Source organism: Clostridium felsineum DSM 794, assembly GCF_002006355.2.
GTDB lineage: Bacteria > Bacillota > Clostridia > Clostridiales > Clostridiaceae > Clostridium_S > Clostridium_S felsineum.
Genome location: NZ_CP096980.1, coordinates 2,379,804 through 2,392,872 on the forward strand (window position 1 = coordinate 2,379,804; position 13,069 = coordinate 2,392,872).

At 29.2% G+C, this 13,069-nt stretch carries 10 protein-coding genes; all 10 read left to right on the forward strand.

Features of this window, described 5'->3' with window-relative positions; translation table 11 throughout:
- Positions 1–198 precede the first annotated feature (198 nt).
- The 10 genes from CLFE_RS11235 to codY all read left to right on the forward strand — a co-directional run bounded on the left by CLFE_RS11235 (position 199) and on the right by codY (position 12,995).
- Entirely contained in the window at positions 199–1,029 is an 831-nt protein-coding gene (locus CLFE_RS11235; RefSeq protein WP_077892599.1) for a transketolase, read from the forward strand.
- A complete protein-coding gene (locus tag CLFE_RS11240) occupies positions 1,022–1,957 on the forward strand; it encodes a transketolase family protein (RefSeq protein ID WP_077892598.1) in 936 nt (311 codons plus the stop codon). The genes CLFE_RS11235 and CLFE_RS11240 overlap by 8 nt, the downstream gene beginning before the upstream one ends.
- A gap of 10 nt (positions 1,958–1,967) precedes the next feature.
- On the forward strand, positions 1,968–3,467 hold the full coding sequence (gene glpK, locus CLFE_RS11245; RefSeq protein WP_077892597.1) for a glycerol kinase GlpK: 1,500 nt from the start codon (positions 1,968–1,970) through the stop codon (positions 3,465–3,467).
- Between the two features lie 21 nt (positions 3,468–3,488).
- Positions 3,489–4,136, forward strand: a complete 648-nt coding sequence (gene fsa / locus CLFE_RS11250) for a fructose-6-phosphate aldolase (RefSeq protein WP_077892596.1) — start codon at positions 3,489–3,491, stop codon at positions 4,134–4,136.
- 31 nt (positions 4,137–4,167) lie between these two features.
- A complete protein-coding gene (locus CLFE_RS11255; protein ID WP_077892595.1) occupies positions 4,168–5,592 on the forward strand; it encodes an L-fucose/L-arabinose isomerase family protein in 1,425 nt (474 codons plus the stop codon).
- Between the two features lie 211 nt (positions 5,593–5,803).
- Positions 5,804–6,820: a LacI family DNA-binding transcriptional regulator gene (locus CLFE_RS11260; RefSeq protein WP_077892594.1), complete on the forward strand. Its 1,017-nt coding sequence runs from the start codon at positions 5,804–5,806 to the stop codon at positions 6,818–6,820.
- A 149-nt stretch (positions 6,821–6,969) separates the two neighbouring features.
- Positions 6,970–8,457 carry a glycan biosynthesis hexose transferase WsfD gene (gene wsfD / locus CLFE_RS11265; protein ID WP_077892593.1) on the forward strand — a complete coding sequence of 496 codons (1,488 nt, stop codon included), beginning with the start codon at positions 6,970–6,972 and terminating at the stop codon, positions 8,455–8,457.
- A 411-nt stretch (positions 8,458–8,868) separates the two neighbouring features.
- Complete coding sequence (dprA, locus tag CLFE_RS11270) at positions 8,869–9,933, forward strand: DNA-processing protein DprA (protein WP_077892592.1); 1,065 nt, start codon at positions 8,869–8,871, stop codon at positions 9,931–9,933.
- A gap of 30 nt (positions 9,934–9,963) precedes the next feature.
- Positions 9,964–12,057 carry a type I DNA topoisomerase gene (gene topA / locus CLFE_RS11275; RefSeq protein ID WP_077833340.1) on the forward strand — a complete coding sequence of 698 codons (2,094 nt, stop codon included), beginning with the start codon at positions 9,964–9,966 and terminating at the stop codon, positions 12,055–12,057.
- Between the two features lie 161 nt (positions 12,058–12,218).
- Positions 12,219–12,995 (forward strand): GTP-sensing pleiotropic transcriptional regulator CodY, encoded by a 777-nt coding sequence (codY, locus tag CLFE_RS11280; RefSeq protein WP_077833339.1) that lies wholly within the window; start codon positions 12,219–12,221, stop codon positions 12,993–12,995.
- The last annotated feature ends 74 nt before the right edge of the window (positions 12,996–13,069 follow it).

Genomic DNA, 13,069 nt, shown 5'->3' on the forward strand with positions numbered 1-13,069 from the left:
AGATTATAATCGCTAATGCATACGTCCTATTTTTGAATAAAGCCGCAAAACAATTTAGTAAATATTTTTATAAAATAAAATAAATATTTACTAAATTGTTTTGCGGTGATATAATGTAAACGTAATACAAAACTTGTTTTTGATATCAAAATATTAACTTTTGTACTTTGGAAAATTAAATATTTAGGAGGAAAAGTTATGAATCTAGGAGTAAAAGACTTGGAGGTTAAAGCAACTGAAGTAAGACGCGGTGTTTTGGATATGGTCTATAGGTCTAAAGCAGGACATATTGGTGGTTCAATGTCAAGTATAGATATATTAACAACACTTTATTATAATATACTAAATATTGATTCTAAAAAATTTAGTGATTTAGGCAGAGATAGATTTATATTAAGTAAAGGACATATTGCAGAAGCTTTATATTATATACTAGCGGACAGAGGTTTTTTTGATAAAGAAAAACTAAAAACTTATAGTAAATATGGTTCTACATTAATTGGACATCCTAATAATAAAAATAATGGTGTAGAAGTAAATACAGGGTCTTTAGGACACGGTTTACCAATAGCTGTGGGTATGGCATTAGCAGGTAAACGAGATAATAAGGATTATAGGGTTTATACATTGATGGGAGATGGCGAGCAAGCAGAAGGTTCTATTTGGGAAGGAGCTATGGCTGCACATAATTATAAATTAGATAATCTTATAGGTATAATCGATAGAAATAGACTTCAAATATCAGGAACTACTGAAGAAGTAATGGCGTTAGGTAGCTTAAAGGATAAATGGATAAGTTTTGGCTGGGAAGTAGTAGAAGTAGATGGAAATAACATTGAAGAATTAGTAAAAATATTTAGTAAAATTCCTATAAAAAAGGATAAACCCACAATGATAATAGCTAACACTGTAAAGGGAAAGGGAATTTCTTTTATGGAAAATAAGGCTAAATGGCATCATGGGGTGTTAACAGAGGAGGAATATAAAAAAGCTACTAAAGAATTAGAAGGAGGACACTTAAATGAATAAGGTTTCTAATCGTCAAGTTATATGTGATACACTAATGGAACTATCAAAGGAAGATAAAAATATTATGGTTTTAACCTGTGATTCCAGAGGGTCAGCATCTATGGGTGAGTTTGCAAAACAATATCCAGAACAGTTTGTTGAGGTTGGTATTGCAGAGCAAGATTGTGTTGGAATTGCTGCAGGACTTGCAACTTGTGGAAAAAAACCTTATGTTGCATCTCCAGCTTGCTTTTTATCAATGAGAAGTGTGGAGCAAATAAAGGTTGATATTGCTTATTCAAAGACAAATGTTAAATTAATTGGTATTAGTGGGGGAGTAAGCTATGGAGCACTTGGAATGACACATCATTCTCTTCAAGATATTGCAGTTATTAGGGCTATTCCTGGCATTGCAGTACTACTTCCAGCTGATAGATTTGAAACTAAAAAAATGATTAAAGCGCTTCAAGAATATAATAAACCTGCATACATTCGTATTGGGAGAAATCCAGTAGAAGATGTGTACGAAAATGAGGATTTTGAATTTGAAATTGGTAAAGCAAATATTTTGCATGAAGGTAATGATATTACAATAATTGCAACAGGGGAAACTGTTAAGATAGCATTGGATGCAAGTAAAAGATTAGAAGACATTGGAGTAACTTGTAGGGTTTTGAGTATGCATACAATAAAACCAATAGATGAAGAAGTGATTTTAAAGGCGGCTAAAGAAACAAAAGCTATTATTACAGTAGAAGAACACAGTATTTATGGTGGACTTGGAGCTGCTGTTTCAGAAGTGGTTTGCCAAAATGAACCTACAAAAATGAAAATTGTTGCAATTCCTGATGAAGCCCCTATAACAGGAAACTCAAAAGAAGTATTTGATTATTACGGATTGACTGCTGATAATTTAATAAAAATAGCGAAAGAATTACTAGAAAAGTAGGGTAAGGCTTATGAAAAAATATATATTGACCATTGATCAAAGTACATCATCTACAAAGGCATTAATAGTAGATGATACTGGAACTGTTAAGTATAAAATATCTAAAAGTCATAAGCAGATATATCCTCATAGGGGATGGGTTGAGCATAATCCAACAGAAATATATGAAAATTTAAAATGCGTAATAAATGAAATTATAAAAGTAAATCAAATAAAAGAAGAAGAGATAGCATGTTTATCAATTACTAATCAAAGAGAAACGGTTGTTGTGTGGGATAAGCACACAGGTCAGCCCGTATATAATGCTATAGTTTGGCAATGCAGAAGAACGGATAGTATTTGCAATGAACTTGAAGAATATGAAGAAATGATTATAGAAAAGACAGGATTAAGGTTAGATCCATATTTTTCTGGTACAAAAATCAAGTGGATACTGGATAACGTTAAAGGAGCAAGAGGAAAAGCAGAAAAAGGGGACTTGTTATTTGGAACTATAGATAGTTGGTTAATATGGAATTTAACTAATGGCAAATTTCATGTAACTGATTATACCAATGCTAGCAGAACACTACTTCTTAATATAAAAACTTTGAAATGGGATCAAGAATTATTGCAGGTTTTTAATATTCCATATTCTATACTTCCTAAAATTCACCCTTCTGACGAAATTTTTGGGGAGACCAATCTACAAGGAAATCTAAAAAAATCCTTGAAAGTATGCGGTGTAATAGGAGATTCACAGGGGGCTTTATTTGGTCAAAGATGTTTTGAAGTAGGCTCTGCAAAGTCAACCTTTGGTACAGGAAATTCAATTATGGTAAATGTAGGACATGATTATATTGAATCTAAGAATGGCTTAGTTTCAACTATAGCGTATGTTACTAAAAAGCATATTAATTACGGTATTGAAGGCATTATAAATTCAAGTGGTGATACCATAAATTGGATTCATAAAGAGCTCGGTTTATTTGAAAATTTTGATGAATTCAATAAGGCAGTTGATGAAGTTAAAAATAATGAAGGTGTATATTTAGTTCCAGCCTTTTTAGGGCTTGGCATACCTCATTGGAAAGGATCTGCAAGAGCATCAATTGTCGGAATATCAAGAAATACTAATAAGAAACATATTATGAGAGCTGCTTTAGAGAGTATTGCGTATCAAGTAAAGGATGCAATTGACGTAATTGAAAACGAAACCAAAATAAAGATAAATAATTTAAATATTGATGGTGGTGTAACTACTAATAAAATTTATAATCAATTTTTAGCTAACATACTAGATTGTAATATAGAAAAAAATATTAATGAAGAATTATCCTCATTAGGAGCTGCAATGCTTGGTGGATTAGGTATTGGAATGTGGCATAGTATGGACAACATAAAAAGCATGTGCAATAAGGTAGAAAGTTATAAAAATGAAATACAAGTTGAAGAAAGAGAAAAATTATATAAAGGATGGAAAAATGCCGTTAAAAGCGTTTTGTATTTAACTGAATTAGAAAATGATTAAAGATTAGAAGAGAGTGATAAAATGAAATTTTTCTTAGATACAGCCAATGTAAATTATATTAAAGAAGCATATGAAATGGGAGTAATAAGTGGGGTAACAACTAATCCATCCCTAATAGCAAAAGAGGGAAGAGATTTTAATGAAGTTATAAAAGAAATAACAGATATAGTAGATGGACCTATAAGTGGTGAGGTTATAAGTGAAGCTTCAAAAGAAATGATTGAAGAAGGGCTAAATATAGCTAAAATCCATAAAAATATGGTGGTAAAAATTCCTATGACAAGTGAAGGCCTTAAAGCAACTAAGGTTTTAGCAGATGAAGGTATAAAGACTAATGTAACCTTAATATTTTCAGCAGCTCAAGCACTTCTTGCTGCAAATGCAGGTGCTACCTATGTAAGCCCGTTTATTGGTAGAATGGATGATATTTCAATGAGTGGAATGGATTTAGTACGTGATATAGCAGAAATTTTTGGAGTTCATAAAATACAAACAAAAATAATAGCTGCAAGTGTACGAAACCCAATACATGTTATAGATTCAGCGAAGGCGGGAGCACATATAGCAACGGTTCCATATTCATTAATTACTCAGATGATAAAACATCCTTTAACAGAGGAAGGTCTGAAAAAATTCAAAAATGATTGGTCTGAAGCATTTGGAAAATAAATTATGTATACAAATTTAGGAGGAATTAATAATGAAAGAATTTAAAATAAAATTAGGAGTAGCATCAACACGTAGATCTATATTTAGTAAAGAAGATGCTATAAAATATAAAGACTTAACTTGTGAAAAATTAAAAAAATTAGATGTGGATTTTGTAAATATAGATGATATAAATGAAGAAGGCTTATTGTTTTTGGAGGAACATGTGGAGAAAGTAGTAGAAAAGTTTAAAAAAGAAAAGGTAGATGCTATATTCTTTCCACATTGTAATTTTGGATCGGAAGATTTAGTAGCAAAGGTTGCTTCAAAAATGCAATTACCAGTATTATTATGGGGACCTCGTGATGATGCACCACTATCTGATGGGACAAGACTTAGGGATACTCAATGTGGACTTTTTGCCACAGGAAAAATATTAAGACGTTTTAAAATACCATTTACATATATTCCTAATTCTACCTTGGATAGTATAGCATTTAAAAGAGGATTAAAAAACTTTATTGCTGCTAGTAATGTTGTTAAAGAGCTAGCAAATTTAAGAATTCTTCAAATCTCAACCCGCCCATCATCATTCTGGACTATGATGTGTAATGAGGGAGAATTATTAGAGAAATTCGGGATACAAATTTATCCAATATCAATGACGGAATTTGTAGCTAAGGTTAAAAAGGTTAAAGTAGATGAAAAAGAAAAAGTTCAAGAAACGATAACATATATGAAAAAAGTGTTAGACATAACTGTTTCAGATGATATTGTTGAAAATGTTGCAGCGTTAAAGGTTGCCTATAGTGAATTGACTAGTGAATTTGGATGCAGTGCTGTAGCAATACAATGTTGGACAGCACTTCAGGATGAACTTAAAATAATGCCATGCATGGCAAACGCATTATTAACAGATGAAGGAATTCCAGTTGTATGCGAGACTGATATACATGGAGCTGTCACATCTGTAATAGCTCAAGCTGCAGCAATGGGACAAACAGCACCATTTTTTGCTGACTGGACTGTTGCTCATCCAACTAATAAAAATGGAGAACTACTTCAGCATTGTGGATGTTTTCCTATTTCATTGACTAAAAAAAATGAAAAAGCTAAAATCTCAGTTCCATTTGCACTTGAAAGTGGGTGTACAGGAGCTTCTTTTGCAGAAATTGAGGGTGGAGATATATCTCTTTTAAGATTTGATGGAGATAATGGAGAATATTCAATATTACTTGGAGGTGCAAAGGGAGTAGAAGGACCATACATACAAGGTGCGTATTTATGGGTTGAAGTTGAAAATTTATCAAGACTTGAAGATAAATTGGTTACAGGTCCATATGTTCATCACTGTACTGGTATTCATAAAGATATATTACCAGTTGTATATGAAGCGTGTAAATACATTCCTCATTTAAATCCTGATTTTTATGATGATGTTGAAGAGAAAGTTAAAGCTTGGCTTCGTGGAGAGTAAGAGGTAGTAAAAAATTTATCAAAGCTCAGTTAGGTATAAAATTAACTGAGCTTTATTGTAATTTTATTCAAATTTTACAATTGCTATTTTGACTATAATATATTTTTTGGTTATAATTAGTACTGTAATAATTTAATAAATATTTAGTTATATTGTAAAGTCATTATAGTAATAGAAGTATAAGATGTTAATATAGATGAGGAGAATTGAAATGAAAACTATTATGCAAGATATTGCAAAATTAGCTGGTGTATCTCCAGGAACTGTATCAAATGCTTTAAATAATAGAAAGGGAGTAGGACAAGAGACTAAAGCAAAAATTATTAAAATAGCTGAGGAATTGGGATATTTCAGTACAAGAAGAAAAAGCGAGGAAAAAGTAATTAGATTAATTATTTTTAAAAAACATGGCTATGTTGTTTCTGATACCCAATTTTTCACTTCTTTAATAGGGGCGTGTGAAGATCAGTGTAGGCAAAATGGATATGAATTATTAATATCCCAAGTGATTGATGGGGAGCATAGTAAAGATGATATTACTAGTATAATAGATCAAAGAAAAGTAGATGGAGTGTTACTTTTGGCAACAGAGATGGATGAAATGGATTTCGAAAAGTTTAATAATTTAGATATTCCTATGGTTGTTTTAGATAATTATTTTGATAATAAGAGCAACGATTATATATTGATTAATAACATAACAGGGGCTTTTAGGGCTACTAAATATTTGATAGAAAATTGTCATAAAAGAATTGGAATGCTGGGTAGTTCTATTGATATAAATAATTTCAAACATCGTAAAATGGGATTTGAGAAGGCTATTAATGAATCAGGAATATTACTAAAAAAGGAAGACAATATATTACTTGAGCCTACCTTAAATGGTTCGTATTTAGATATGAAAAAGTATTTAGAAGTACATAACAAAAAAGACTTACCAACAGCTTTTTTTGCTTTTAATGATATTATAGCTTTAGGTGCGATTAAAGCTATAATAGAGCATGGAATTAAAATACCAGAGGATGTTTCTATAATCGGTTTTGATGATATTGAAATAAGTTCAGTAATTTCTCCAAGTATGACAACTATAAAGGTTTACACCACTGAAATGGGGGTGCTTGCAGTTAGAAGACTTATAAATAAAATAGATGAAGCTGAGAGATTAGTTCCTATAAAAATAGAAATTGATACAGATTTAATTGAAAGAAATAGTGTAGTAAAATTATAGTAAACCTATATGGCTTGAATAATAAACCAGTGTTATTGTTCAAGCCATATAGGTTTTAATATAATTTTAACATGTGTATACTAATATTTCTCATTTTTGTCATATGAAATGAAGTAGTACAAGTCAATATTCGTAAAAGGAAGGATTATATGCATAAAAAAATTATAAACATACTTAAAAATGCTATAGAAAATTATACTATTGAACTATTGATAATAAGTATAGTTTTAATAATATTAATAAATACACTTTTTATAAATCCTATTATTGGTAAATGCGATAATGGAGATTTTGGAAGATTGATGATATATGGAGATATAGATAACCTATCAGATAATTATAAAAAAATTTATGACTATTTTTTACACATAAATTATTCAATATCACCCTTAGGACTTCCTTTGATATTTTATAAAGATTGGGTTTCCTGTTCTTTAGTTTTAAAAATATCTTCTATTATTTTCTTTATAGTTAATGGTTTTGAATCAAATTTATTTGATATAAGATATATTGCTTTTGTTTATAGTTGTATATTTTTAATTGGAATATTTTTTATAGTTAATTGTAAAAAGTTTAATAAATTTTCAAGAATTCTTTTAGGTGTATACATAATTTTATTCTTTACAAGTACCTGCTATATTGAATATTTCAACTCATTTTTTGGCGAAGCCGGAACCTTTGCTTTTTTAATTTTAACTTTAGGAACTTATTTGAATTTAATAAGTAAATCTGAGGTGAAAAAAAGACATTTCATATACTTTTTTATTGCTTCAGCATGTTTTTTAACAGCTAAATCTCAAAATATACCAATGCTTCTCTTTATGCTGATAATTTACACGGTGTTATTTATTTCATATAAAAATATTGAGATAAGAAAAACAATATTTATAAGCTCTATAATAGTAATTTTTATGTGTTGTATTTCTTATTTTTCATTGACAAAGTTTATTAATGAAAACAATATATATCAATCAGTTTTTTCAGGAGTTCTTCGTGGTTCAAATAATCCTAAAAGAGATTTGAAAGAGTTAGGTATTGAAGCGAGATTTAAGGTATTTAAAGGGCATTCCTTCTACAAAAAAACTGATGGACTAAATCCTACAAGTAAAGATATGCTTACAAATTTTTATCCTTATGTATCTAATTTTAAAATACTCTTTTTTTATTTGAATCATCCTACTAGAATGTGGCAAAAGATTGTTGATGCTGCTAATTCTGCATATGAAGTAATGGACGTACCAGGCGCATGTAATTTTGTTAAAGGTGAATATGCACCTAATAAGAAATTTAATGCTTTTAGAAGTATTTTAATAGAAAAATTCCCTGCAATACATAGAAATATATATATATTTATTGCTTTTTCATTAATGTATTTTGCAATATGTTTATTATATTTAGTAAAAGGTAGAGATATTTTTGTTAGACTTCTAAATTTAATGCTAATTTTTATATTAGTTTTAGGATCATCTCAATTTATTCTTCCTGTTATAGGAGCGGGGCACGGTGATTTTGAAAAGCATCTTTTTTTACTTAACTTATCCTACGATATTATGTTTGGAGTTGGATTTGTTTGGGTAATAAACATGATTTCAAAGGTAGTTAAAATCGTATTAAAGCTCGTAGTTGATAGATATTAATTAAAAAGAATACACAATCACTTTTTTTTCTAAAAATCAATAGTGTAAGTATTCAAAGAAACTTTAAATTTATATGCTTCCTATAATAATGTATATAAAAATAGGAATAACCAGTACTATTAATAAAATCCTTCTTATATTAATGTGAATATAGAACTAAAAGATTGCTTTGAGGAATCTAAAATTAGTGGGTGGTATAGATGTTAGTGTAAGATATCTAATCAAGTAAGTGATATTTGAAATTAGAGATGGACAAATTATAGATATTAAATTTTATATTTATAATATGTACAAATTAGTTCTAGCTAATAAAATTTTTTGAATAAAAATATTTTTTGTGAACATAATTATGCATAAAGAATTTGTATAAAAAATAAATATTTATAAAAATTGTATTAGGAGAACAATTAAATGTACGATAATGATTTGTGGTTTACAATATTGGAGTTGCCTTATAAACAAAAATTAGAACTTCTGAAAATCTATAAAAACTCAGATGAAATTTTATATAATTTTAAGAATTCAGATATAATTAAAAAGTATAAATTTGATATGGAAAAGATAAATTATATAAAGGATATGATGTCAAAAGAAGAAATAGAAATAGTTTTTTTTAATGATGAAAACTATCCTAATATACTAAAGAACTATGATGATATGCCTTACGGGTTATTTTATAAAGGGAATATTAAAAAATTGAATGAGCTTACATATACTGTTGCTATGGTTGGTTCAAGAAAATGTACACAATATGGAAAAGATGTTACTGAGATAATTTCTCGTGATTTATCCTTAAATGGAATTGGAATTATAAGTGGTATGGCACGGGGAGTTGATACATACGCTCATAAAACATGTGTAGAAAATAAAGGATATACTTGTGCTGTTCTTGGTTGTGGAGCAAATGTTATTTATCCGAAAGAAAATAAAGATTTATATTGCCAAATTATTAGAAAAGGGTGTATAATTTCTCAATATAAACCAAATACAAAACCTATGCCATATAATTTCCCAGTTAGAAATAAAATTATAAGTGGACTAAGTAACTTGATTTTAGTTACTGAAGCAGATGTTAAAAGTGGTTCATTAATAACAGCAACAGCAGCGTTAGAACAAGGGAAGGATGTTGGGGCTGTTCCAGGATCTGTTTTCTCTAAAATGAGTAGGGGAACTAATAAACTCATTGAGGATGGTGCACATGTAATAAAGAATGCTGATGATGTATATGGAATTCTAAATTTTAAAAAAATTAATTTTAAAAAAATTCACAATAATTCATCATATGACTTAATGTCTGAAAATCAAAGGAAAGTCTACAATATTATTAGTGATAAGCCTGTTCATGTTGATGATATAAAACAAGTTCTTAATATTGACATTCAGGAACTTTATGAGTTATTATTTGAAATGCAGTTGAAAAATAAAATATTATGCTTAAGTGGAAGTTATTATGTAAGAGTAAATAGCTATTTGTAAATATATAAACTTTATTTTGGAGGGGATAAGATGGGACATAAACTAGTAATAGTGGAATCTCCAGCTAAAGCCAAGACTATAGGTAAATATCTGGGGAAAAATTACATTGTGGAAGCATCAATGGGGCACGTTAGAGATCTTCCTAAAAGTACTTTAGGAGTAGATATAGATGATAATTATAATCCTAAATATATAACAATTAGAGGAAAGGGTGAGCTTTTAGATAAACTAAAAAAAGCAGCTAAAAAATGCGATAAAGTATATCTTGCTACTGACCCTGATAGGGAAGGCGAAGCTATTTCTTGGCATCTTTCAAAGGTCCTTAAAATAGATGAAAATGAAAAGTGTAGAATAGAATTCAATGAAATAACTAAAAATGCTATAAAAAGTGCCATAAAAACTCCAAGAGAAATAAATGTTAATCTTGTAGATGCTCAACAAGCAAGAAGGGTTTTAGATAGATTAGTTGGCTATAAAATAAGTCCAATTCTATGGCGAAAAGTAAAGTGGGGATTAAGTGCCGGTAGAGTTCAATCTGTTGCGCTTAAAATGATATGCAATAAAGAAAAACTTATAAATGATTTTAAACCTGAAGAGTATTGGAGTATAGATGCTTCAGTATATAAAGATTCTAAGAAGGATAAATTTACAATAAAATTAACTTCATTTAAAGGTAAAAAGTTAAAAATAGGCAATAAGGAAGAAAATGAACAAATAATAAGTGCTATAAAGAAAAATAAATTTAAAGTTGAAAATGTAAAGGAAGGTACAAAGAATAAAAATACTTTGCCACCATTTACAACAAGTACACTTCAACAAGATGCAAATAAAAAACTAAATTTTTCAACTAAAAAGACAATGTCAGTAGCTCAACAATTGTATGAAGGAGTAGATGTTAAAGGACATGGTACAATAGGTCTTATTACGTACATGAGAACTGATTCTGTTAGGATTTCAAAAGAAGCACAAGATGCTGCTGCTGATTTCATAACTAAAGAATATGGTAAGGAATACTTGCCAGCAAACCCAAAACAATATAAAAGTAAAAAAAATATTCAAGATGCTCATGAAGCAATCAGACCAACATATATAGAGCTTACTCCAAGTATGGTTAAAGCCAGCCTAAAGGATGATCAATTTAAACTATACAATTTAATATGGTCAAGATTTATGGCAAGCCAAATGGCAAATTGCATTTTAAACACCCTTTCTATTGAAATAACAAATGGTGACTATACTTTTAGAGCTTCTGGAAGTAATATTAAATTTGAAGGTTTTATGAAAATATACAAATATAATATTGAAGAAGAAGAAGATAACGAAAAGATACCTGTATTACAAAAGGGGGACTTATTAAATGTAGATAATGTTGATGGTAAACAGCATTTTACTCAGCCACCAGCAAGATTTACTGAAGCATCCTTAGTAAAAACATTAGAGGAAAATGGAATAGGAAGACCTAGTACGTATGCTCCTATAATTTCAACACTTATTGACAGAAAGTATGTTAAAAAGGAAAAGAAAGCTATATATTTGACTGAGTTGGGAAGTATAGTTGATAATATATTGAGTGATTATTTTAAACAAATTATAGACGTTGAATTTACTGCTGATATGGAAAATAAACTAGACAACGTTGAAGAAGGCAAAGAAAATTGGAAAGAAATAGTTGATGAGTACTTTAAACCGCTAAAAGAGGCAATTGAAATTGCCGAAAAAGAAGTGGCTAAAATAACCATTGAAGATGAAGTCACAGATATAAAATGTGATAAATGCGGAAGAAATATGGTTATTAAACACGGTAGGTTTGGGGACTTTTTGGCATGTCCAGGGTATCCTGATTGCAAAAATACAAAACCTATTGTAGAAAAATTAGAAGTAAAATGTCCTAAATGTGGTGGAGATGTAATTATACGAAGAAGCAAAAAGGGAAGAAAATTTTTTGGTTGTAGTAACTATCCAAAGTGTGACTTTGTAAGCTGGTTTGAACCGGTAGAGGATAAATGTCCTGAATGTGGAAGCTTTATGGTTAAAAAATCAAGTAAATCTAAGGGTGATTATTTACAATGTTCTAATACAGAATGTAAATATGAAAAGACAAATCCTACCCCAGATAAAAAATAATTGTATTATTATAGTTATAATTGTCGTAATTGTAAATAATACGGTTGAATAAAAAAAACATATATGATATTATCTTTAATAGATGAATTGATAATTCTAAATGTTGAGAAAAATTATAATATTTTATTTACTAAATGATAAGGAAATCGGGAGGAATAGTAATGTCTATACTATTAAATAAAACACGTAAGCTAAATACAATACTCCAAAAATCGGGAACAGAACCAGTTGTCTTTGATGATATATGCAATTTATTAAGTGAAGTACTAGAATGTAATGTATATGTTGTAAGTAGAAAAGGGAAAATACTAGGTAATAATTTTTCAAGCGGATTTGAATGTGACAAGCTAAAGAAAGAAATAATTCCTAATAAGAAATTTCCTGATTCATATAATTTAAAACTTTTAGAGTGTTCAGAAACTAATGCTAATTTAAAACATACTGAATTTTGCACATTTTATGGTGATGAGAAATGTGAATTTGAAGACAAGGTATCAACTATAGTTCCAATTATAGGAAATAGAGAAAGATTGGGTACCTTAGTTTTAGCTAGGTTTACTAAAAAATTTACTGATGACGATTTAGTTTTAGCTGAATATAGTGCAACTATTGTGGGATTAGAAATATTAAGATCTAAAAATGATGAAATAGAAACAGAAGCTAGAAAAAAAGCAGTTGTTCAACTAGCTATAGGAACTTTATCTTATTCTGAACTCGAAGCAGTTGAGCATATATTTAATGAACTTGATGGAACTGAGGGATTACTTATAGCTTCTAAAATAGCAGATAAAGTTGGTATAACTAGATCAGTTATTGTTAATGCCCTTAGAAAATTCGAAAGTGCTGGAGTTATAGAATCTAGATCTCTTGGAATGAAGGGAACTCATATAAAGATTTTAAATGATAAATTGTTAGAGGGTTTACAGAAAATAAAATAATTCAAGAAACTTCTTGAACAGATATTATGTATGTGATATACTTACATAGGTAAAAATACACACACTATCCAATT